General features: G+C 58.3%; 18 protein-coding genes and 1 pseudogene. 10 read left to right on the plus strand and 9 right to left on the minus strand.

Translation table 11 applies throughout. The annotated features are described in order from the left end of the window. The first annotated feature begins 3,258 nt into the window (after window positions 1-3,258). Both AWB68_RS33270 and AWB68_RS33275 read left to right on the plus strand, forming a co-directional pair. Window positions 3,259-3,642, plus strand: coding sequence for a cupin domain-containing protein (locus AWB68_RS33270; RefSeq protein ID WP_087648549.1), 384 nt, complete (start codon window positions 3,259-3,261; stop codon window positions 3,640-3,642). Window positions 3,643-5,543: 1,901 nt separating this feature from the next. Beyond that, window positions 5,544-5,864, plus strand: coding sequence for a DUF4148 domain-containing protein (locus AWB68_RS33275; RefSeq protein WP_087648550.1), 321 nt, complete (start codon window positions 5,544-5,546; stop codon window positions 5,862-5,864). A gap of 54 nt (window positions 5,865-5,918) precedes the next feature. Here AWB68_RS33275 and AWB68_RS33280 read toward each other — a convergent pair whose 3' ends face one another. The 4 genes and pseudogenes from AWB68_RS33280 to AWB68_RS49855 form a co-directional block, all read right to left on the minus strand. Further along, the gene (locus AWB68_RS33280) at window positions 5,919-6,176 is read right to left on the minus strand and encodes a DNA-binding transcriptional response regulator (protein WP_087648551.1); all 258 of its coding nucleotides are present in this window, start codon (window positions 6,174-6,176) and stop codon (window positions 5,919-5,921) included. 393 nt (window positions 6,177-6,569) lie between these two features. Next, window positions 6,570-6,764: a hypothetical protein gene (locus AWB68_RS49850; protein ID WP_235028622.1), complete on the minus strand. Its 195-nt coding sequence runs from the start codon at window positions 6,762-6,764 to the stop codon at window positions 6,570-6,572. Window positions 6,765-6,839: 75 nt separating this feature from the next. After that, window positions 6,840-6,941: pseudogene (locus tag AWB68_RS51160) on the minus strand (dienelactone hydrolase family protein); the annotation flags it as partial. 11 nt (window positions 6,942-6,952) lie between these two features. Next, complete coding sequence (locus tag AWB68_RS49855) at window positions 6,953-7,573, minus strand: dienelactone hydrolase family protein (RefSeq protein WP_268810958.1); 621 nt, start codon at window positions 7,571-7,573, stop codon at window positions 6,953-6,955. Between the two features lie 586 nt (window positions 7,574-8,159). Here AWB68_RS49855 and AWB68_RS49005 point away from each other — a divergent pair. After that, complete coding sequence (locus AWB68_RS49005) at window positions 8,160-8,315, plus strand: hypothetical protein (protein ID WP_200828868.1); 156 nt, start codon at window positions 8,160-8,162, stop codon at window positions 8,313-8,315. A gap of 38 nt (window positions 8,316-8,353) precedes the next feature. Here AWB68_RS49005 and AWB68_RS47125 read toward each other — a convergent pair whose 3' ends face one another. Then, window positions 8,354-8,644: a hypothetical protein gene (locus AWB68_RS47125; protein WP_125483122.1), complete on the minus strand. Its 291-nt coding sequence runs from the start codon at window positions 8,642-8,644 to the stop codon at window positions 8,354-8,356. Window positions 8,645-8,859: 215 nt separating this feature from the next. On the opposite strand from AWB68_RS47125, the gene AWB68_RS33295 reads away from it, so the two are divergent. Next, a complete protein-coding gene (locus AWB68_RS33295) occupies window positions 8,860-9,672 on the plus strand; it encodes a hypothetical protein (protein ID WP_125483123.1) in 813 nt (270 codons plus the stop codon). 2,252 nt (window positions 9,673-11,924) lie between these two features. Here the strand turns inward: AWB68_RS33295 and AWB68_RS47130 are convergent. Further along, window positions 11,925-12,596 carry a DnaJ C-terminal domain-containing protein gene (locus AWB68_RS47130; protein WP_125483124.1) on the minus strand — a complete coding sequence of 224 codons (672 nt, stop codon included), beginning with the start codon at window positions 12,594-12,596 and terminating at the stop codon, window positions 11,925-11,927. A gap of 636 nt (window positions 12,597-13,232) precedes the next feature. Here AWB68_RS47130 and AWB68_RS33305 point away from each other — a divergent pair. From AWB68_RS33305 to AWB68_RS49860, 3 genes are all read left to right on the plus strand, one after another. Then, window positions 13,233-13,688 (plus strand): PRC-barrel domain-containing protein, encoded by a 456-nt coding sequence (locus AWB68_RS33305; protein ID WP_087648562.1) that lies wholly within the window; start codon window positions 13,233-13,235, stop codon window positions 13,686-13,688. Window positions 13,689-13,838: 150 nt separating this feature from the next. Beyond that, complete coding sequence (locus AWB68_RS51165) at window positions 13,839-14,105, plus strand: cyclic-phosphate processing receiver domain-containing protein (RefSeq protein WP_327383799.1); 267 nt, start codon at window positions 13,839-13,841, stop codon at window positions 14,103-14,105. Window positions 14,106-14,164: 59 nt separating this feature from the next. After that, window positions 14,165-14,620, plus strand: coding sequence for a DUF6088 family protein (locus AWB68_RS49860; RefSeq protein WP_087648554.1), 456 nt, complete (start codon window positions 14,165-14,167; stop codon window positions 14,618-14,620). Between the two features lie 532 nt (window positions 14,621-15,152). On the opposite strand, the gene AWB68_RS33325 is transcribed toward AWB68_RS49860, so the two are convergent. Beyond that, window positions 15,153-15,479 carry a single stranded DNA-binding domain-containing protein gene (locus tag AWB68_RS33325; RefSeq protein ID WP_087648556.1) on the minus strand — a complete coding sequence of 109 codons (327 nt, stop codon included), beginning with the start codon at window positions 15,477-15,479 and terminating at the stop codon, window positions 15,153-15,155. Between the two features lie 58 nt (window positions 15,480-15,537). Then, the gene (locus AWB68_RS33330; protein ID WP_235028620.1) at window positions 15,538-16,881 is read right to left on the minus strand and encodes a hypothetical protein; all 1,344 of its coding nucleotides are present in this window, start codon (window positions 16,879-16,881) and stop codon (window positions 15,538-15,540) included. A gap of 825 nt (window positions 16,882-17,706) precedes the next feature. Here AWB68_RS33330 and AWB68_RS33335 point away from each other — a divergent pair. Beyond that, window positions 17,707-18,336 carry a hypothetical protein gene (locus AWB68_RS33335; RefSeq protein WP_087648557.1) on the plus strand — a complete coding sequence of 210 codons (630 nt, stop codon included), beginning with the start codon at window positions 17,707-17,709 and terminating at the stop codon, window positions 18,334-18,336. Between the two features lie 238 nt (window positions 18,337-18,574). Here AWB68_RS33335 and AWB68_RS33340 read toward each other — a convergent pair whose 3' ends face one another. Beyond that, window positions 18,575-18,928 carry a hypothetical protein gene (locus AWB68_RS33340; protein ID WP_125483125.1) on the minus strand — a complete coding sequence of 118 codons (354 nt, stop codon included), beginning with the start codon at window positions 18,926-18,928 and terminating at the stop codon, window positions 18,575-18,577. A 531-nt stretch (window positions 18,929-19,459) separates the two neighbouring features. Between AWB68_RS33340 and AWB68_RS33350 the strand changes: the two genes are divergently transcribed. Further along, entirely contained in the window at window positions 19,460-20,413 is a 954-nt protein-coding gene (locus tag AWB68_RS33350) for an AAA family ATPase (RefSeq protein WP_087648560.1), read from the plus strand. Further along, the gene (repC, locus tag AWB68_RS33355; protein WP_160110115.1) at window positions 20,410-21,399 is read left to right on the plus strand and encodes a replication protein C, IncQ-type; all 990 of its coding nucleotides are present in this window, start codon (window positions 20,410-20,412) and stop codon (window positions 21,397-21,399) included. The genes AWB68_RS33350 and repC overlap by 4 nt, the downstream gene beginning before the upstream one ends. Window positions 21,400-23,176 lie beyond the last annotated feature (1,777 nt).

Consider the following 23,176-nt stretch of genomic DNA (forward strand, 5'->3'; position numbering starts at 1 on the left):
TCTAGTCGCGTACCACCATCTCATGCGCAGCGGTCACGTTCAGCCGGAATGAGCGGTCACGATCACCGGAATACGCACCGGGGACTTACGCAACTCAGAAACCAAGGTCGCCACGTCCTTCGCTGTAATCGTGGCCAGCCCGCTATCGTCAACCGGGGACGCCCTCGTCTCGAGAATAATAGGTCTGCGGCTGAGGACCACTGCCTACGACAGAGAAGCCAAGTACGAGAAGGCGTCTTAGCGACGACGTTTATCGGCTGTAGCTTCCGCGGGACTTCATTGCTAAAACCCTTCACTTTGCCTATAAAAGCAATACGGAAGTTCGAAATCATCGGCAAGGTGTAATGTGATTCCTTTTTTGGAACCACCGTTCACATTTGTGTTCGGCGTTTGCGTGGCCGCGTTTCCTGCATTGGCGTTTCCGGACGAATGTGCGGAGGTGCGTGCCGCCACCGCGTTCGGACAGCGTGACTTCGTCCCGCATATTGTCGGAGAAGACACTCGCCATTCCGAAAGAGTAGACGGCGAGGCGATGTATCACATCGCCCACTCGCCGATGCCGGACCTACTTCGATGTGATGTCGTAGCGTCGGGACTGACGCCGGTCTTGCAGTGCATCCCTGCTGAAAGTAATCTGATTCCATCCGTTGCACGACAGCGCACGAATCGGGCAGCAACCGTGATTAGCCGGTGTGTGCAGGAGCCAGTCATCGGCCCGCTAAAATCACCTTCCGAATCCGGACACCTGCAGTGGTTCGTCACAGATTGGCGTGAGTATCGGCCAATCCGATATCGGATTGACTGGAGTCCTACGCTGACTGAGCCCGCGTGGACCCTCAAGGCGGGGCCGGTCATAGAGAATACGAGCTACATCGGCCGGGCCACGCGTGCCCGGAAATTGCACGATAGTACGTCGGCCGGGCGTCCCTGCCGACAATTGCTGAACGCCGTCCAATCGGCCCAGACTGACTTCAGACGCACGATAGGCAAACTTGCCGAGAAAGCCGATGACCTCGCGCTGTACACTTCGTCGTTGTCACTGATGGACTTCTCCGTGGAGGTAGGCGTGGGCGGGACCACACCGAACATGTTGTTTGCGGAGAGAGCGGTCTCGTCTGTCATGAACCTGCGCAAGCGGAGGAAATGGGCGGGGTGGCAAGCCGCGCGGTCAGCGCATGCCTGCAGGCGCGTGCTGAGCGCGTCGCCGACAAGCAGTACGGCGACGGCAGCGTCGAACTGGTCTGGCGGATTGCCGACGACTACTCTCCGCGGCCAGTGTCCGTATTTGCTGTCGTGCGTTTCGAGCCCAGGAGCAGCAGCGTCAGTCGAACCGCGATACGCATCCAGCGTAGGGAGTGATGCGGGCGGGACGGCCATTTCGCGACGCGTATGAAACGGATATGCCGCTGCAATCGCGGACGCTGGAGATGCCCGGGCGCAAATGCGTTTGAAACACCCTACCGGAAGCATGAGGCAGGATAGCTCACGTCAAGCCCGCGCAAGTACAGTCACCGCGTCGTCAGCCTATGTCTGCGCAGTTTAGGTCCTAGCGTCATCGCGAAAGCGGCCATCAAACAGCGTCGTGCCAGCATTACCAGTCAATGAGAAGCCTTCTTTGCTGAAGGGGTGCCGTTATAGAGATTCTTCGGCCACCGCATCTGCAAGAGAGCGCTCAAAAACGAGCGACGATATTTGTCGCGACCAAGGCCATGGCCAGTCTGTACAAACGACCGTTCGAACGATTCGCGGCGGCGTGGAAGCATCATTGGCCCTAATCACGCGACTGAAACGTCGCCCCTTGATTTCAACGGTCGAATGTTGGAAATCTCATACTCAAAATCCGCACGCAGCTTCTTAGCGAGCGCTGTGCTAAGAGCGCGGGGGTTCGCAGGCCTCAGGACTAGAAATGGACCTCGCTGCCCAAAACGCTGACGCAGCTCTGGTACACGAAACTATGAATCACCGAGTCGCCGGTGAACGAGTTGTTGGGCTCTTCTTGATACCATCCGAGTCCGCCCTTGTCTCCGTGAAAGCGGAAGCTCAATCCATGCTCGGAAACTGCACCAGAGTTCGTGACACACAGAGACCCACGAGCCCCATTTCCATAACGCGCCGGAGCGCCAATATAGTCGTCCAGGTGCCGGCCCGGAATTGCAGAGCGCGCCATCCGGCTGGAGGCTCGCGGCCCGCGAAGTATCCCTGGATGCATTGGAGTCTAATCTGTCGACTTTCGATGGCGAGACGAGGTGATGCCCCGGAGAGTATCTGACGCAGATTACTGGAGAGCACGATAGACCGTGCCGACTATGAAAAGACCATCGCTCAATTGATTGGAGCGGCCGAGTTAGTCGCGTCGGGCGCGCAGGCGGAGGACGATAGAATGCATGCGTTCGAGGCTTTATCGTTCTTTCGTCTGCGGCGACAACGCATCGGCGAAGTCGCGTCGGCCGTCTCCGATGACGGCCTCTTCAAAGACTCCGCAATGGTGAGGCAGGCCTGCGACATTGTAGCCGCAGGAGAACTGGGCTCACGGGATTCGAAAGCTGAATCCATCTCCGTGATGTGCCGACAGGCTGCCGGGCACTTCGCGTTGAGAAGAGGTACAGAAACGCAAGACGGATGAAGTCCGGTCATGCTCTTTGGGAGTTCACCGCTGCAAACTTGCAGTGTGGGGACAGGGAATGTTGCTTTGACGCCGGTAATGCCCAGTCTTTTTTGTAGCAACTTGTCATTCGAAGTTCGGTGTCAACGGACACTTGGATAGCACGCTCTCCGTCCCGTTGCTGCTTTCATTTGTAAGGTGACGCCATTTCGACTTCACCGCTCGCCTTGTCGGAACTATCCCTTGCTTGTGGGAACGACGCCTTCTATAGTAATTGGGATGACATCCATCTGACAGGTGCGTTTGGTTAAGCGTTCATAGGGCCATGATTCCTAGGATTGCATAACGAAGTTGCACCGACCTACCCACGTGTCGACCCGTTCCGCGGAGTGCTTGCACTTACTGCTTGTGCTCGCCCTAGCTGGTTTGGTAGCTGGCCCAATTGTCTCGAAAGTTGCGTGGTGGCGTATGCAATTAACCCTACGATGCAGCGATGGCAGGTTTGTTACGGCACTCGCATTCCTCGAGGTTTGAGTCGTCGTGAGCTGCTTGCGGTCTGCGGGGGCGAGGCCGGTGCCTTTTGGAAGCACCTTCGCACCCTGTAACTGGCGCATGTTTTGTTCGACCTCTTCATATTGCATTAAAAAGGTAGGCGCATGATGGTCAAATTATTCAGGCTGTCACTCAGACTTATGCTTTCCGGCGTGCTGCTGGGAAGCATTACGCCAAACCAGGCTTCCGCGCAAGACGCGGCGGTGGCGGCTCCTAAGGCGGAACAGAAGGTGCTTTTAGATAACGACAAAGTGAGAGTCGTCGACAATCGATTCGAGCCAGGAACCGAATTGGAAAATGCTTCGCGAGGCTATCGGGTCGCGCGCGCTCTAAAAGGCGGTACCCTCATTCGCATCTATGCCAACGGCAAGAAGGAAACTATAGAGTGGAAAACAGGTGAGGTGAAATACCTCGAGCCATCAGACCCGTTTAAACTCAGGAACGTCGGCAAGACCGAAGTTGTCGTCTATGTCGTTAACTTGAAGTAGGGAAGTTGCCGAAACGATTCGCAGTGTGCTTGGCAGAGGGGGCACACCTAATCACCCTAGTCGTTAAAGTAACCTTTGAGATAAGAGGGAGGCTTCTCGGATTCCTGCGTCAAGCGCGGGACGCCCCGTTCCCTGTTTCCGTACTGCCGAAATCCCTTCGTCGCTAGCGCTTACCAATGTGCGAGGATATAACAGCCCATAGGAATCGAGGAGAAGTCCGTGAGAAGCTGTCCAATACTATTCGTTGCCTTAACGCTGCAGCTTGTCACAACAAGCCATGCCTTTGCCCAAGACACAAATCCCCCTGTGGCTCGACTTCCTCGTGAAGGAGCCACCACTTACACTGCTTACTTCACCTCGCACATCGTTGCAAAGCAAGCGCTCGGTACCATTGACAATAGTTCGATTAGAGAAGTGCTCGGTGTGACACGAAACACCGACGGGAAGCCTTACTTTGACGGCATGTCGGTGCGGTGCTTGCTTTATGTCCAAACCGTCTCCGGGAAGGTCAGCGGACAAGGCAACTGCGTCGAGATAGACACCGACGGAGACAAGGTCTTCAGCACTTTCGACTACACCGTGAAACAGCACACGCTGATTGGTGGAACTGGAATACGAGGGCATCACAGGCAATGCATCTTTTATTTTCAAAGCCATCCAAGCCCCGGGGGCAGACGAAGGTGCCGCAATCGTGGACCACAAATTGTCTTGGCGCTTTAACAAGTAATATTCAGTTGCATCGGCCGAATGAGTAAGAACGAGTAGTCACCCAATGCCCCGAAGAGTCTGACAGCGCCGCAGGCTCCGCTGAGTGCGCGTTGGCCGTGTCGATGGCGGGCCGCGCTGCATCAGCCATCTCTCGTTTTGGCCGGTGGACTTACTGCCCAAAGAAAATATCGCAGTTGGGAGCGGCGCTGCAGCTTCCCTGTTGATGCCGTCCACCCGCGACAGTGTGTACTCCATTAGTACCGCCGTATGAGGCCTGGTCAAGCGATTGTGACCATTGGGCGCTAGGTGCCGAGTCTTGAGCGCATCCTGCTATAAGCAGCGATACCAAGAATGCGGCACAGACCGGGACGACTTGCTTCGTATTCATTTTATGCTCCCTAGAACTTCTGCCTACGTTGTCGGCGATGCAGCGTGTGCGCTGCTTTCACCGGTATTGACTGAGCTGCCTTGGGTAAGGCGCGCTCAGGCGAGATAGACGCAAAGCGGTCGTGCGCTGCGATGAACCCACAGTCGCCGAGTTATCCGGCAAGTGACATTCAGAAGACGGCACTCGAATTCGGCCCTCGAATTGTGCGACTTCGTCGAATGGTCACTTAGCCACCTCGTTGCCCATGCTGGTTACGCTAATTCCTGATGGGCCTTATAAGCTTTGCGCGCGCTCTGCTCGGAACAGCTCTAAGGAAGAGCAGGGCCATGATGGCGTAGAGACGCTACCTATACGCCATCATGGCCCTTTCGTCGTCCTTCTGGGACGAAGATTGCAGAATGGTGGTTTGCGCTCAGCGAGCGGCCTGAATGGGTGCTTTACGCGTCCTTCCGGGCCGTTTCCGGGTTCCACTGCGGCGCGAGTCGATTGCTTTGTCCCGCCAGCTTTGAAAACGACGCGAAGTGCGCCCCGAGGATGGCGGCCCGCAGCAGGAACTCGCGACAACACGCGCGTCGGCGTGGACGAGTAGCAGCCAAGGCAACACCGCCCCTTCTTGCGGCGCCGTTGAATGGAGTGGGCCACCAGTAAAGTCCTGCTTGCAAATCAATATAATGTTCGCTGATGGGGTGGTCGACCGCGCTATTGAATCGCGCATATAGCATCAGTTGGACTACTCTTAAAGGGCTGGTCGTAGGGAAACCGTGTCTGTAACGAGTTAACGAGGACCCCTTGGAGTTTTAACATCATGAAGTCGCTAATCTATGCAATTCTCGCCGCGTCTGTCTTCGCGGTTCCGGTCGTGTCGTTCGCGCAATCGGATTCGTCCATAACGCGCGCTGAAGTTCGCGCTGACCTCAGGCAGCTCGAACAGGCTGGCTATACGCCAGCCGACGGCGACGAGCCGAACTATCCGGGGAACATCCAAGCAGCCGAGGCGCGCGTATCCGCGAGCGGCGCCGCGACCGGCTACGGTGGAACGGTCAGCGGGTCGTCGGCATCTGGAGGCGGAGCGCCTAGACCCGTTTCTGCGGCCGACATGAACAAGATTTACTTCGGGGGCCAATAGCGCCAGCGGTTGCGAACGGATAGGCGGCGAAACAGCACGCCGTCGCCTTCACGGTCAAGCCACTACGGTGCTGCTGCCGCTTAATTGCGCACGCAGTTCTTCGATGTAGAAAGGCTTTGCGAGGATTATTAGTTTTCCTAGTTTCGCGCGTCCAAATTCGTCCGCGTCGCCTGTCATAAGCGCAAATTTCTGGGCGGGCCACATGCCTCGAAACTGCTTAGCGAGGTCGATGCCGCTCAGCATTCTGCTCAGCTTTCCGGAAATATGAACGTCGGAAAGTATGAAATCAAACGTGGCGCCACCGATGAGCAAGTCGAGAGCTTCGTCGGCTGTTGCCGTGTGCCGTACGGTACATCCGACCAACTTGAGCGCAGAGTACCGCCCGGCGGCTTCACCCCATTGTCCCTGACAATGAGCACATGGTCAGAGGTCGGCGTCGCCGCGAGAGTCGGCGCAGATAGCGGCGGTTCATGTCCAAGTAATCCGAAGCAGTTGGCGAACCGCCTTGCTCCGCAATCAACGTCCAACGCGACCATGCGGTATTACCACTTACCCTAACGCCGCACGCGCGGTAGTGCAACACGGTCGCTTAGCCTGCGGCGCCGCCGTGCTTGGCATCCTACTGAACTGAAAGCGATGGACCGCCTTACGAGAATGGCGGAGCGTCAATTGTGCCTGTACCGGCTGTTTTGGACTGCTAGCGGGCTACGGCGAACGTGTCGGCTTGAGCGTGGTCCCAACGAGGTCGGCTATCGCCTTCTTCGCCTGTTCCGTCGCATTCTCGTCATAACCGACAGTCACGCCTAGCTCGACACAAGGGTCGGTGTACGAAAACGGCAGCTTGCTTTTGCTGTTCAGCAACTGTCCTGGCGCTTGTTCTTCCCATGCACAGTTGCGCACCGTCTGCGCCTTCGGCAGGGTAGTAGGACGTGCGAACGCGCGGGCATCGAAAACATGGTTGACGCCTGGATACTCCGAGAGTTGGACATCCGCGCCCTTGGCCTTCAGCCGCTCTACATACGCTTTGCACGGCGCGATGGGGTCGTAGTTATCGGCGCTTCCATGAAAAATGCGAATCGGAACCTTTGCTACGTCTTATCGAGGTAGTGGGCACTGCAGTCGGGGTAAAAGGCTACGTATGCTGCGAACCCGGGATTATCCGCGGCGGCATGCTTTTTCTGGAACCGTGTCATGCTCGCGTAAAGAGAGTCTTGTCCTCCACGCGAAAATCCCACGAGCATCACTCGCGAGCCGTCGATTCGAGGGTTCTTGGAGATAAGGTTGAGGGCGCGATACGCGTCTTCTATCTGGGCGAGCCTGCCAAGCTGGCTTTGGTTGTTGATTGTGCTTTCGATACCTCGGCTCGTGAAGCTGTCGATGACGAACGTCGCAACACCCAAAGAAAGAAAATATTGTTCCCAATCCGTTATTTGACCGCTAATACCACCGGACGAATGGAGCAGTATAACGGCGGGAAGCCGCTCGGTCCCAGGCCGAGGCAGACGCAACTCGCCGGCTATGGTCACAAGCTTGCCGTCCTCATTTCCGCGCAAAAATTCCGGGTCTGTCAGCGTCACTGATTCAAAAGGGATGACCTCCATACGGGCAACCTGTGCGTAGGGCATCGCGGGCGAGAGAAGGAGTACAAGCAAAAGCAAAACCGTACACATGCGCATCAGGAACGGTCGGCCTTCCGCAATTCTTCTCATGGTTACTCTCCTGAAACACCGCATGTAGTTCATAACTGACGGTTATAGGCGGTCTCCGCGGGAATGCAATCGAAACCAGCGTTGCGGAAAACCCGAGTAGGCATAGAAAGATATTTAGACGGAACGACATCTGAAGATGTCGTTTAGCGTTCGACTGGCTGCTGAGACGTTGAACGCGACTCGTGCGGTGCGCGGGCTTCGCGCCAGTGCGTGTCGATTGGCAACAAGCGCGGCCTGCGTTTGGCCGCCAATTTTTTCCTCGGAAATGCGCCGGGGCCGGCGATGGACTGGGGCTTCCGCATTCGTCACTGGAGCCGGAGTATGTCCCCACAAATGTGCAACCGTGGTGAATCGCCCTGGCCAGCGCAGCCGAAAGTGTTATGGGTCGGGCATTGCGGCACGGCAAGCAGGCGGTCCTGGACTGGGAATCGGAGGCCACCGACCCGGTGCACGCTGCACTGCGGGGCAAGCCGCTGGATAAAGGGGCGTTCACGGATGCCGAGAATCGGGTAAGGAACGCACTGCACCACGTTGACAAAACAATGCGCGCGACTTCGAAGCCGACCTCGAGGAGGCTGCGTGCTGGATGCTGGTGCGCGCCTGCGAGAATGCGCATCAGCTCGGGCTGACCGTGCAGGGTTTCGATGCGTTCAACGACTGGTTCTACGAGAACATCGTCGGCGCTCATTCAAGCTGGTTGGTCCAACTGCCACCGAGGAGGCTCGGTAACGCTCATGTTTAGCAAAACGACACGAGGTGACCTTGAGGCTCATGTTGACTTCACGCCGCGCGCAACGTTCCTTTGAAGCGGCTGTACTCTTGCGCTCGGCTGTAGCTGCGATAAAGTTCGCCCACGGTGCCAAAAGCGAAGGCAGGTTTCAATTCAGCGCCTGGGAGTGATTCGTGAACCCAGTCGTAGGCGTTCATTTCTCGCTTGTCGGCGCGAACGGCGTCGCTCAGGGCTCCGATTGCTCTTTCCGGCGAGTAATCGGCCAACGTCGTGAAACAACCTTCGAAGGGGTGCGGTTTCTTCGACTCTGCTACTCGCAAGGCGGCTAACTTATTGCTCACATTCTCTCCGACGCTATTTGCCCTGTACCCTTGTAGCAAAGTGATGTGACAATTCTGTGCGGTAGGTCTTTTTCGCAGCCGTGAGGTGGAGCACGTCAAGCATTTTTCACCACTTGTGAATACCTCGTCCATGCTTACTACAAGTGGCTGCTCACCGGGATGTGACAAGCGAACCGTAGACTTTGAGCCATCCCCTCTGCCTTCAGGTGACAAACGTGAAATCGACCAGTCCAGTCACCGTAGTTGCGTACGAACGAACTGGCCTCGACTTGACGGTCGCTTACTTGCCCGACAGAGCGTTCGCAGTGCCCGAAGGGCTGGCAGAACAGTTCCCCAAAGCGCTCGCTGAATGGGAGGCGCACCTCCCCTTTGATTGCGTGCGAGTTCAGCCGTCACGAATTTCTGTTCGAAAGAACGTTGTCGAAGCGGAAGGAGGACCGATTCGTTACAGCGAACTTCGGGCGCTGAAGCAATGTCTCAAGAACCTGCGTGGCGATTCTCCGGCCGCATTTGCAAGACTTCCGGTGGAATTCTTCTCGTCTATCGGTCTCGTGGTACTCGTCGTCTCAGGTGACGGACTTATGCTCACAGCTCTACGCGGCGACAAGGTGGCTGTTCATGCAAACGAATGGACGATTGGCTTGGGGGAGGGCCTGGAGGCGAAGGACTTTCAGGCGCGCACGCTTGAGCCGGCCGTGCTCCGCGCGTTGTCCGAGGAACTGCACATCGTCGAGACGGACGTATCGGCCGCCGCAGTGAAGGTTCTCGGGCTGATGCGCAATCAAGAGACCCTTGACATGACGGTCGTCGCAGTCGCAGATATGCGAAATGCGGGTCCAGCATTCGCAGCAACCGAAATTCTCCGTCGCGCAGCGGCGGCAGACGACGCGTGGGAGCACGCGCAACTGGTTTTCATCCCGACGGACCGAGAGTCACTCGACAGGACAGTCACAAACGGTGGGTCTGCAAAGGTGCCGGGGATGTATGTCGTCTTTGACATGCTGGTCGGGTATCTGTCGGCGAGCTAGGCGCTCACCACCCTTCTCTTTTCAACGCCGCGCGTCGTGGACTATTTTTGCCTACTCGTCACCCGCGCACACGGGCTAGTTCCCCGCATTCTCGGCCGCGGGGTCCGAAGTGCAAAGGAACCCGCGTCCGCAAGCTCATAACGCTGGCTAACATAACTCCGCGACACGCCGCAGGCGGCCTTTGAATTTCTGCTCACCACGACGCGGCGCCTTGACCTGCTACCACTCGATAACAGTTCTTGAGGTCTCGGAAGCAGGGCGATGTTGGATATCCGGGATTTCGTGAGAACCACCAACCCGCCACGACCATCGTGGCATCCGTGTTGCACGCGTAGGACGCGCGTCTCAGCATATCTTGACTTCGCCGCGCGCCACTCTAGAATGAGACTTCGCTGCATCGCAACAAAAATCTGAGGCACCACTTCGCATCGTAGGAGCCATTCGTGAACGTCCTCCAACCTGAGTTCCTTTCCGTCGCCTAGAAAGCCACAATCGAATCTATTTTTGATTCGAAACAAAAACTTAGCCTAGCCAGCCCAAGGTGACTGCATGGCATACGAAAATTTGCTCCAGAGCAACCAAGCCCTTGTCGTCGTTATGATGCTGGCCTTCGCCGTCGCGTCATTTGTCAACAGGCGAGGCGGCGTTTGGGGCCGTTCTCGGGCGCTCAGGAAAGCAGCGCAAGTTGAGGCCGCGCGCACGGCGGTGTTATTGGCGAGGTTGCGGTCCGTGCGCGGTCCCGGCCGTTCCTGCAGAGGTATTAAATTTTGGCACGAGTTTCTCGCAGAGCTGGAGAACGCGAATCGGGAAGACGCCCTTTCATGGGAAGTGGTCTTGGCGGTGACAGAGGTGGTGCAAGCAGAGACTTGTCGCGCGGCAAAACTTCGTGCACCGACTATTCAAAGACCCGATGCGGGCCTGATAGCGCGGGCGAGCACGCGCTTTTCTCCGCGCCCAACACCTCGGCGGCAAAAATTGGCGCGACGGCGCAGTCGCCGAGCGCGAGAGATGCGCATGTCCGTGCATCCGTCAGCTTCTTCCCCTAAGAATTGGCGCTCGGAGGAGCCTCGAACGCGTCGCTCTTTTCTTCGCTTCCCGGCGCATACGCAATGACGGTCGCTTAGCCCGACGCCATCTACCGCCGGGCGCCCGTATTTGGATTGAGTAATTCGCCACACTGGCGCCGAGGGGTTCCTCCGCAGTAGGAGTCGCGATTTCTTCAGCAGCGTGAGAGGCAATGATTTCGGGCAAGGCGGCCTGCGCCGCGACCGCTGCCTGTGCCGCGTTGAGATGGTGGTGACCACAACCCCGGCCGTCTGCCATCGGTGTCTCGGAGTTCATTCGATGAATCAGGCTCGTCATGTTGAGTGGCGCCGTGGATAGATTTCCGGCAACAAGAACAACGCCTTCCAGGTACGCTTGGCTGCGCGAGGTTTTTGATGAAGCGGCAGTACGGGCGCGCGGTGAAGGCCGTCGTGCGTGGCGCACGTCATCGCTCTCTTGGCAGACTTATCGTCTACGCCTGAACAGACCGGTCGGGCGTCGGGAATGACATCGGATTTTTTCTCGTCTCGGTTCGCGTGACCGTGGTTCGAGCGCCAATCTTCGAGCCTCGTCTGCCTGCGGCGACCTTTCCGACAAAGCGCCGTTGTTCCACATCCAGAGTGGCAGAACGGTCACGACGGCCCAATTGCCGATGTCTTGCACGACGACGAAGCAGCGGTCGTCCGATTTACTGTAGATAAGGCAAAAACGCCGGTTGGGCTGAGCCTCCCCGAGTGGCACCCATCGACCTGCGTCCACCATTTCTCGAACAGACGTTGTCGACAAAGTGGACCGTTGACTCACTTGTTCCTTTGCGTGAAGCGCAACCCACGACCGTCGATTGGCGGACCGTCTCTTCGAGAAATGCATCTTTGCCTCCCACGCATTGCTGGCAGTTCGGCAATCCAAATCCGTCTCGGGGCGCATCGCAACGGAATGGTGATTCTAACGCGCAGCCGAGTGGCCGCGCTTCATCACCACGGAGCGTCGGCCTAATTCGACCGTGGCGCGACGGTTGGTCTCGGGCGTCCAATTGGTAAGATGGATACATCAAGTCGGCGTAAGTCCGCTCAATCAGTCATCCTATTGAAACAAGAACTCAGCTTTGCGCCGTTGACGAGCGTACGGTGCCCGCTTTCACATATGGACTTTGTCGGGCAATTCGCAAGCACGGTGAGGTTGCCGAGCACTTATCGAAACCTGGCAGGCTAGCGCCTTTGTTTTCGCGCATCGAACGTGACACGCAGCGCAATGTCGCCGCGGCTGCCATCGAGTGCATAAAGGCCCTGTCGTGGCAATACTATAATGTCTTCTTCGGCGGTACGGGCAGGCACCCATACCGCGGCATCCCGCCCGAGAAGCTTGGTCCAAACAGCTCCGCCACTTTCCGCAGTCCGACGGTCGATGACGAAATCCCGGATGAGCGTCAGCGCGTCCACCTCGAACTCTGGGTGCGGCTCCAAATCAAAGTGGAGCACGGCGTCGCCAGGAAGGCCGCCGAACGGCGCAGGAATGCCCTGCCAGGGCAGTACGACCACCGACCCGATAGGTTGGCCCGCGGCGAGAGTAAAGCGCAGAATGTCGATGCGCATCTCCGTGCGTGAGCCTTCGCAGTGAGCGCACATTGGAGCCGACTCCCCTCGATAATAAAGACTGTCCGTTCCTGGCGGCCTTCCGGTGCCCTTACAGAAGCGGCAAAGCCGCCGTAGGTAGCAAGGCACGTGGACAACACCACCGCGCATCACGGTTTCTAGGGGAACGTCGGCGTGAACCGGCGTGTCCCGACAGCGGCGTGGCTGAAAGTACCACGACCGCTCAGGCGCGGGCCGATTAGGGTCTGCCCACTTCGAAAAGGATGAGTTATCGTGCTCGTCCACCATCGCCTCCTTGTTTTCGGGCTCGGTAATACGGTCGGCATCGTTTTCCTCCTGACTGTATCCGAGCGTATGAAGGCATGCATCAAGCTCGTGGTCGTATCGGAGGGGTACCGCACAGGGACGAACAAGCGCAGCCTGTTATATGCAGAATCTGTCACTGTTTGGGGTCCGCTGCCGCTCGTTGCTAGAGCTAGATTTTCCAACAGCCGGATTTCTCGCTGCTGGCGCTCCGGCGCAGTGGCAGGCTTTCGGACTTCCCGTGACGCAATTGATGGATTCGGCTTAGAGGTCCCTGAGCGACGCTAGCTGGCTCTTGGCGGCGGCCTTGGTACCTTTGTCTGAAGTGAGCTTTCCGCGTACGCAGCCGCTTACGCTGTTGAACAGGTCCGGGTCAAGTTTGGCCGCCTGAAACCGCATCCCCTCCCGGGCAATTTTCATGCCGGAATTCAGACGCCCCGACTCTGCATAACGTGGCATTCGGTGGGTATGCGTTCCGAACGTTCGTGGGCGTGTGACCGCAGCACGTTCGTCGCACACTTTGCTGCGGCGCCTAAACGGGAAACATGGAATCCTCGAGCGCAGCATTCGGGGTGGCACGCGCGTTGCGTTTGAAAGTGTCTGCCCATTAGGAGACAAATGATGACAACACTTGAACCCAGCACGCAGTCTCAATCGCTAGCGGGAGAGCAAGGCGCAGGAATTGTAGGAATCGGCGTCGGCGACGGCCCTGGCCCCGACATTATGGCCGCAGCCACGCTCGATGGTAACAAGGTGGTAACCGCTGACGGAGAGCATGTCGGCAAAATCTCAGACATCATGCTCGACGTTCGCTCCGGCCGCATCGCATATGCTGTGCTATCAGAAGGCGGCTTCCTTGGGATGGGGACCACTCTTCACGCTATTCCATGGGGCGCGTTGACTCTCAATGTCGACGAGAAGGTCTTTCTTGTCAACCTCATGGCCGAAGAGATAAAAAACGCGCCTGGCTTCGACAAGGACCACTGGCCGTTGATGGCGGACCCGCGTTGGGGTTCGTCCGTCCACGAGTATTACCGCCAACAGCCCTACTGGATGCCCACGCGCAATGTTGCGTAGTGCCGTCCCAACAATCGATAATGTTGGCACGAAAAGCACGATTGCGGTCCACCATGCGCTATTGCGGGCGGAAAGGACGAGAATGGAAAAGAAATGTCCGTCGTCCGTTGCGGGCCTCCGTTGTGCAGCAAGCCAGAAGGCTAGACTCGCGTGTACTGGCCGCAGGAGGCGATAAGGTTGCACGATACCGGGAACGTCGAAGAAATCAGCCTCGACCATGACCAAGGCGACGATGACCGTGCCACGGGGTACGATGTCATCTTGTGGATTGAAGAAGCCGTCGCTCTTCGCGGCCACCGGCCGCCGAAAATTTCGTGCACTCAGCAAATTCATCAGCGCGAGAAAAGACGGAAGAAGGCGTGCTCGCAATCGAACGGCTTGTCGCAAAGCAGATTGGCGGCAGGCCCTGACCGGTAGCCTGAACGTCCCTTAGCACGGCGTCGTCGAGTTGGCCGAATTCACCGGTCGTTTAAGATATGAGTGCACAGACCACGCGGAAGCTAACACTCGAGCAGAGGGTCTTGCGGACAATCGACAAGCAGGAAGGAGTTGTCATTCTCCGAAGGGACTTCGCTGGACTGGGAAGCGCCGCGCAACTGAGCCGTACTCTCGCTAAACTTGTAGAGTCGAAACTGCTGGTCAGAGTGGGTCACGGCATCTACGCGAAAACTCGAAAGAATCGGTTCACCGGGGAGTTGACGCCAGCCGCGCCATTCGAAACTATCGCTGCACAGGCTTTTCGGAGGCTCGGAATCGACGTCGGCCATGGAAGGCTGGCTCGGGAGTACAACGAGGGCAAGTCGACGCAAGTTCCGGTGCAGCCGGTTGTCACCACCGGCAAACGGCGTATAAGCCGCAAAATCCGAGTTGGCAGCAAGATAGTGCTTTACGAGCGGACGACCGAGCGGAGCCGAAAGAAGGACCAGCCGTGAGGGTGGCTTCCGGTTCGGAGGAAGTCTTGCGAGCGATGTCCAAGAAGACATTCGCACGAACACGCAAACACATCAGATGGGACAATTCGACAGAACGGCCGACGAAGCCGCGGCTATCGCGCGGGTCGCCGATGCAGCGCGAGAAGTGCAGTCGGCATCCAAGGCATTCGAAGAGCGCTTTAACGAGTCGACCGACGACATGCCACCAACCTTGCCGTTGGCGCGCCTGACGGCTGCAATCAACGAGCTTCAGTACGCGCGAGATGCTCTCGATGCTTTGCTCGTCAGAAAGTCGCTTCATTAGCGCCGACGCTCACTTGTGACTCGTTACGTAGTGGCTATGGGCGTCACGTTCCTTTGTCGCGCGACATCGTACGAGCGCGTTCTGTGGGAGTAGCCGCAATTTGCGCTCGGAGTGGCTCCTGACCGAATCACACGGTGGGTCCCGTCGCCGAACGCGCCCGTACCGAGAGCGGATTTTCGTCGCGAGAAAGAGGCAGCCACTCCGACGGAGTGGCTGAAATCAGTCTTTCTATGCTTCTTGGGAAGCTTCGGTTGATACAGACCGTGTCGCCGGCTTCGCAATCTTGGCCGCCTCGAACGCGATAACCAACAGCGTCCCCGTTGGCTTCCCCTCGCGTGACAAGTAAAAGTCTGTCTTGAGCTTGCCCGTTACTTTGAGGAAGTCGCCCTTCCCAACTCCTGGGTCGGCATCTTTCATCACACGCACGGTGTACCATGTCGGGTCGCTATCCGTTCCGCGCTGGCTTTCGCACATGCGAAACTCGTAGTAGCCCTTTCCCGATGACTTCGTTTCCTTGCGCACAGGTGCGGTCGCGACGTTTCCAAATGCTTGCATAGCTATGTCCTCAAAAATCGATTGATGATGGATGTCCCATCGCTTCGTATAGAGAGAGCTACGAAGTTGCCCCGGTAACGACTGACAGCAACGGCGAAGCCGGGCGCGGCCACGCCCCGAGAGCGTCTGGGCGCCGGTATGGCAAATAGTTTTCGCTGAGCCACCCGGTCAAGGGATGCTGATTTTTGGAATCAAGTCGTACCTTCGGCAGCCACGTGGGCAGCAGTTGGATGATGACGTGGCCAACGCAACGGTTCTCAATTCCAATGCGACCATCGGGACGACGCTGTTCAATCTCGGTCCAGACCTCAAAGATACCCTCGTCGATTTCGCGGAACGTGCGGTCGGTCAGTGCGTGCGGCCTCTCCGACGCCTTTTCTTGAGCATGGAGGATGGCGAGAGCCCGCTTCTGGATGCGCTCATTTTTTGCGTGCACGACCACGCGGCGGAGTACCTCGCCAGTCGCGATTTTGCTTCCAATGCGTTGAGTCAAAGCGGCGAGTGATGCCTCGCGGTCTGCGCCACGTTTGCTGCGGTCAATCTCATACCATGTGACCCCGTCGGGCTCGTAGGAAAGGACATCGGGTCGAAGGATGCGTTTCCGATTGCGAGCAGCGACTGTAATGAACCCCTGCTTCACCGGGGCGCCTGGGTCACGGTCGCGATTCAAGTACTGAAGCGCTTCTGATTCGGTGTGTGCGGCCAAGCTTCGGACCTCGCAGGCGAGGGTGATGAAGTGCATCCACAAGCTGTGCTCTGGATTCGACATGTCGGCGACACGCCGTACTGATGCGGCGGCGTCGACACCATGGTCGTCGAGCCACCGAGCACCGGGCTCGGTGAGGCCGTAGACGTGTTGAAAGCGGTCGGTCCGATAACGGAGGAGGAGTTTGGCTTTGGTCATCGACCGCATCGCACGCTGTGCGGCCGTCAAGGCCGCCTTATAGGGTCGCTCCGGGAAGCACGCGATGGCGACATCAATCGTCCGAATTACCCGAAATCTGTTCGCCAGCGACAGAGCACGCAGGCGAATTGTGTGTCGAAGTACATTTGGCGGGACGACCGCAACGAGGCCGCGGTCGATTGTCCGCTTCACTCGTTTATCGGCGATTTGAGGCTTGGATATCTCTTCGGGTGTCTCGGTGTCGCCGAGATATGCGGCGATGGATGTGGTCGCCGTTGTCCCTGCGTTGGCGGGTTGTGCCTTGCGCGATACCGGCGGCGATGCCGCGGTACGGCCGGCGACCGTATCCGTGGTTGCTGTTGGCAATGCCGCGGAGATGTCGACGTCGGTATCGTCGGGCGGGATGTTCGGTGTCGCGATGGATTGACGCATTTGATGTTGCTCCTGGGAGATAGCGTATTCGAGGTCACCGACCCATCGCTCGTTTTCGTCGCGCACATGGGGGCGGTCCTTCCTATAGCGACGCTTCGCTAACCGCCTTCAATAAGCTGCCCACCATGTGCGCCGCCAATCGTTGGTGGCGTCAACGATTCGTCGCGCGGCCGGGCGAGGGCAGGGGGCAACTGTTCTTTCCCCTCGTCCGGCCTCGCGCGCTAGGGCGCGCGACACCGATGTGTCCGTCGCGACGTCCATCAAAGCGAACGCGTTTCCCGACCGGCTGCGCCGGTGCGAACCCCGCCGCCGCCCAAAGCTGTTTTCCCAATGCCGCACGTGTTCCGATGGTCGGCGACACCAACTGTTTCCTCGGCATGCCGTTCCTTCCCGGCTGCCCCGCGCTGCGTAGTCAACTAGCTCATCGACGCAGCGCGGGGACCCCGCGCCGATATCGTGCGGCGTGCTTTCGCACTTGCACGCGTAATCAAGGTCGGCACGCGCTGGGACGGCGGCGGGGTTCGCCCCGCCTTGCCGGTCCCGGTCGCGAGCAACTGTTCCTCATAGGCGTCTCTTCCAGGTCGTCGTGACCCGCATACGCGGCTGCATCGCTCATCGATGCCCGCGGCTGCACGCCGCGCTGTCTGTCCGCTCGTCACCCGGGTGCGCATGTTCGGCGCCGTCAGGCCGGGCGTTTCCTGCGTGACGCACTGACCAATGCTGAGGGTGCTCCCGTCTTGTCTCCCCGGTGATACACGTACTCGAGCGAACCTGTGCCCATGCGACCACGACAGCGGTGTCCGCAGGATGCGCTTCCGGCGCACTCCGTGTCACCAACCGCTTATCATGCGTGCCTATACCGTGCATCCCATACTCTCGTGGAGACACGAAATGCACGCAAAAAAGCGCCAAGGCCGCGTAATGCTTTACCGTTCTCGATATGTCCGCAAAGGTGCCGACGGCAATACGCACGGTTACAGCATGCAGGAGTTTGTCGGCAGCTTGCGCGCCGACGCGCTCGACATTCCTGCCGAACTGGTCGCAAAGCTCTCGCAGGAAGAACTCGAGTACGTCGAGGAAAAGGTCGTCCTGCCGGCTGTGCGGGCGGCGGATAAAGCGCGTCAAGTGGAAGAGCAGGAGCGCCGCGATGCTGATAATCGCGAACGTGACCCACGGTGGCGCCTTGAAGAGGCGCTGAGATTGTTAATGGACGCAGGAAAACTGGTTCTTGAAGCCGGGCGGGGCATCGATGCTGGGACTGTAGACGCGCTCAGCACCGCCCTTGAGCAGCTTGCCGTGGCGGGGAACATTCAGCGTGACCCGCTCGACGGGGTGTTCGCAGCTGTCGTGTGCGCAGCGTCCGCGGTGAGGGCAGGTCACTACGGCAAGGCGCCAGCGAGCAAGCTAAGCGACACATCCGTGTACAGGAAGTGGCGAAGCATTGCTGCAGCGGTTGACGATGGCGAAGACAGTCTGCTTAGGGCGCTCCAAGAAACGGGGTGGGCGCGGGCGCGCGGATAGTGGTGGCCTGCGGCGGCGCCTATGCGGCGCCGTATCAATTTCGAGTGCCTAACAGGTGAGCGCGCGCAGCCCTATCGTCAAACGGCGCATCTGGTTTGCTGCGGAGAAGCATGCAGCCGAACCTGAGCGGTTGAAAGAAGCTGACGCGCTCGAGTCCTATCGAGATACGTTGGCGGAGCTCACCGCGCCGGAAGCCCCGCGACGTGCGGGGCGGTAGGCTACCTTGAAACGCTCAACTTCAGGCGGCTGTTGGTTTTGGTTTGCGCTTGAACGCATACTTTGACAATTCGACCATATGCAACAGCTCATCTCGGTTCTTATCTAGCCTGCGTGCGTGCATGTTCACTTTGCGATTCGCAAGTTTTGCCGCCGTCTTGTCTCCGGTGGCCTCAGCTACCCTGAGCATTTCTAGTGAGCCGAAAAGGTCAGTTTGTGCGAGTTTCAGTCCGTGTAGTGGCGCAGTAATGTGTCTAATATAAGCGGCCGCTTTCAAAGAGTCGGCGTTGTCCTTATGCAGCCTCTCCATCAATTTTTCAAGCTCTGCAATAGCGACACGCTCGACTGGCGATTTCATCGTTGAATTGGTTGCCACTTGTGCTCCATGCCGTTGATGTTCATCGAGCACGGGTTATCGGCATAGGTCGGCAAAACTTTAGGCGGAAAGACGGACCGTGGCTCGTCAGCATCCGTTGGCCGATGAGTCAAAGTGCCGTCTAGCATATGTGCCCGCGCATACCACTGGCTGTCGCCTCGGGCTCGGGCGTCCCGCTTGCTGTCGGTCCCGCCGTCTAATTTCGAGCCCTCCCTTCCGCAGATATAAATGCACTGGCCTACACGCTTCCGTTACGTCGCCTCTTGGCTCGTAGCGGCACATGTCGGCCTCTAATGCCCGCACGTGTCCCGAAAAACCTTTTCTTTTGGGACCAGAAACCTTGAAACTGCTTGACCTTGACGAACTTGCCACCCTACTTGGGCGCAGTCCTGAGACTATAAGAAAAGACCTTCGCCGAAACCCCATGGCAGTACCGCCGCGGCTGCACATCCCAGGCACGCGCCTGCTTCGTTGGCGCGAATGCGACGTTGACGCGTGGCTCGCTGAGCATGTCGTGCGAGGTGCGCGCTGATGAACTTCGACGATTTCCGACTCGATGTCAGGCGGACACTAACCACGCAGCCGCCCGCGCTCGACTACGTCTTGCCAGGCTTGCTGGCAGGCACCGTCGGCTTGCTTGTCGCACCGGGTGCGATGGGTAAGACTACGTTGCTGACTCAACTCGCGTGCGATATCGCGGCGGGCGCACCGGTGGGCGGAGGCATCCTGACTTCAGGGTTGCTCAACCCGGCCGGCGAGCGTGTCGTGTTCTTCCTGGCGGAGGAATCGAAGGCAATCATGCACCACCGCTTACAAGCCGCGCTTGCAGGCGTGGCGACAATGCCGGCGTTCCAGACGAAAAGCAGCAGGGACTGTCTGGCAGAGCGGTTGGCGACGAACTTGTGCATCTATCCCTTGGCCGGGTCAGGGCAGCGATTGCATTGCGTTGATGGCGACGGCTCTGTGACCGATGAACTAAAGGCAATGCTTGGCGCGTGCGAGGGGGCGAGGCTGGTCATCATCGACCCGCTGCGGCGCTTTCATGCCGGCGAAGAGAACGACTCCGCCCACATGTCGACGGTAGTTTCTGCGGTCGAATACTTGGCGCGTCGAACGGGGGCAGCGGTCATCCTGTCTCATCATGCAAATCGTAGCTCGGTTGCCATCGGCACCGGTGACCAGGCTTCAGCGGCACGCGGTTCCTCTGCGCTGACGGATGGAGTACGCTGGCAAGCGAACCTGTCAAGTGTCTCGGACCGCATGGCGTTGCAATTCCCGGTTGCGAACGCCGAACGGCATTTGTACGTGCAGCTCGACGTATCGAAGGCCAACTACATGGCGGGGAAGGAGGCCATTGTCCTGCGGAGGAACCCCGCATCGGGCGCATTGGCGGTATGGACGCCTGCTATGGCGGATGGTCGGAGAAGTCGGGTTCGGTCAGGAGTGGTCGGGAAAACCCGCCGAACAAGCGGAGCCGTGCAATGATGGCTGCACCGCGAATTGTGCGATACGACTCGGCGTTGTGTGCGGCGCCTGTCTTTCAGCCAGTATGGCGAGGGGAGCGCCCCAAGCTCAACCTGAAATTCAACTTTGATGGAGTCGTCTGGCGATGGCGTGGACCGGAACAACTGGGTGTCGGCGAGCAGACGCTTTTGCTGGTTCTGCTTGAACTCGCCGCCGAGCAGCTCGAGAGAGATGAAAGCGCCGGCGATTCATCACGTCACATTGAGTCGTCGCTCTATGACTTGAATGAGGGTCGACGGCCTCGAATCGCAAAGCTCACTGTGAGCTTCTACGAGCTGTGCCGTCGCCTAGGATGCTCGACAGGTGGCAGTGCCATGGCTCAGCGTCGTGCAGAGCTGCAGCGACTGTGCGAAGTTACGGTTTGGACCCGTCAAGAGAGCGACGTCGAATTCCAGTCGCGGTTGCTGGCGTGGGAGGTCGGCGACGACCAGGGCGTGACGGTCGTGCTCAACTGGCGCCTGACGAATGTCCTGTTCGGCGGCCAATATTCGCCCGTTTGCCTTGCGGAGCGTTTGAGCCTGCGCGCGGAATGCGCGCGAGCGTTGCATTGTGCGTTATCACTTCGCATTCGGCCGGGGAAGACGATGGCGTTCCATCTCGACACGCTCTCGACCTATATCTGGGGCGACGTCAATAACGCACCGCGGCGCGGACGCATTGAGCAGCAGGCCGGCACAGAATCGCCGGCGGCGGTGGCAAGGCGTCGCCGGCACAAGCAGATACTCGAAGCTCTATCGGAAATCGCGGCGCTGGCAACGTGGACCGTCAAGACGACGGTGAATGGCGCGGTGCAACTCACTCGGCACCCGCTCGTGAAGGCGGATGCGCTGGCAACGTCGCGGCCAACGCTGCCAGCGGTAGCGCGAGCGAGGTCGACTTCGAGTGCGCCCGAGGCCGAAGCAGACCCGACGCTGGCGGCCGCAGTATGGGAGATATTTTCGAACTAACCGACAGGCGCGCGCGATACCCACACCGTACGCAATGTGACGTGAGGTCGTGGTCCTAACCACGTCATATTGCATACGGACTCACGTCACATTCGACGAGGCGCTGGGCGTAATCGATTGATTCATATGGAATTTCTTCGGCGCCGCGGCCACGTACTATTCTAATCTACTTGAAAGAGTGTTTGTCTTTCAAAGAAGTCTATGCCTCGCCCTGAGGGGGCTCGGAGGTCGAGGCAGAGTCATGCTGGGACCGCTGCGCGGGGAGGAGGCTTGTTTTGGTCGTTGGAACGGTAAAAGAGTGTCATAAGAAGGCGAAGGTATCGTTATGCATCAGGGAGGGCGTTGCCCTCCTTGGCAAGAGCGCGAGCATCGGGCAGGCGCCCTGGAGTCTTGCCCTCGCTCAGAAGTTCATCCTAAGGCGATAGCCTTGCTAGTGGCAAGGTGGTTTTCAACTCGCACGTTTGAATCTATTCAGCCGTGCTGCGTCAGCCTCCGCCGCAGTAATGCGCGACCTTTGAAGCGGCGATGGTCGAGAGGCCGAAGTCAGGCGTAGGGTCTCGCTAGCGGGACATGTCTGCTCGCGTTGCGCTCTGCAACCGTGACTTCGGATTGGCTTGTGAGGAGGGTCAACAGCCTACGCACGCGTACCTGCTGCGAGTGCGTCAGTCCGACAGTGTCATTCAGTTGACTAACGCGAGCGTGCCAATAGCTCTGGCCAAAATAGCTGTCGGCGCACTCCAGGGAGAGGACTCGCTCGAGGTGCTCGATTGCCGCATCGACATTTTTTGAGGTGTAAAGGCATGCGTTTCCAAGCAAGGCTTTCGTCAATTTCCCCATCTTTCTCTCTCAGGTTCATTATTTCGCCGCGGTGTTTCGTCATCGAACAAAAAGAAGAGCGGCACCCGTCCGCGTCGACAACAATCGTTAAGCTCTCGGGGCGGTATTCGTACCACTATCGCGCGCTGTCGAGTTCTTATTGTGCGCGCGGATTGCGACAGTTTGTGTCTCACTCTGTCCAATGTATCGGGCGTGCAATCCGGGCATGGGCCGAGCGGTGCAGGGTAAGTCTGTGCCCGCGATATGGCAGCCCATCATCCTACAGACACTATCCTTTTCGCTCGTACCGGAACATGAAGGTCCAGGCATACATGTACCCGTTATGCCTTGCAGGCTCAGCGACCTCCGACTTGAAACTTCAGAAGTAATGCCGCATACACCGTCGGGAACCCGGCCACGCGCTCTCGCGGCAGTGATACTCAGTACCGGCACTCACTACGACGAGCGCTTCGAGAAACGTCCTTTCGATGTCGCCCGCGACGCGCCGAACAAGAAGGGTGGTGCCGTCGCGCCTTATCGACGATTGACAGACACCACTCAGGAAAGAATGTCCAGTGAACTACTTGTGACTTCCCGACGCACAGAGTGTGACGCATCCCCGCCTGCCGCATTGCGAACCCGTTATAAGCGTCGGAATCGTTCGAGTTCGGGAATGCTTGAGCGACGCCTGATGTAAGCGGGAATGTCGCAAAGTCTCGTCACTTCGCCTGGTCGGTCCGACGGCGTCTCCGCCGCTGGTAACGTCTTCCGGCTGCGCAACGACACTTTCCATTTCTTCCGCAAATCCATGATTTGGTCCTCCATTTGTCGTCCTAGTTCGGGCGGTTACTGACGAGTGCATCAAATAGTGCCCTCTTCCTCAAGCGGCGTAGCGGACATGCTTTTCCTTGAAGAGATTGCGAATCACGTGAGGCTCCTTCTGCCGACGATGCAGATGACG

The organism is Caballeronia choica (assembly GCF_001544535.1).
Lineage (GTDB): Bacteria > Pseudomonadota > Gammaproteobacteria > Burkholderiales > Burkholderiaceae > Caballeronia > Caballeronia choica.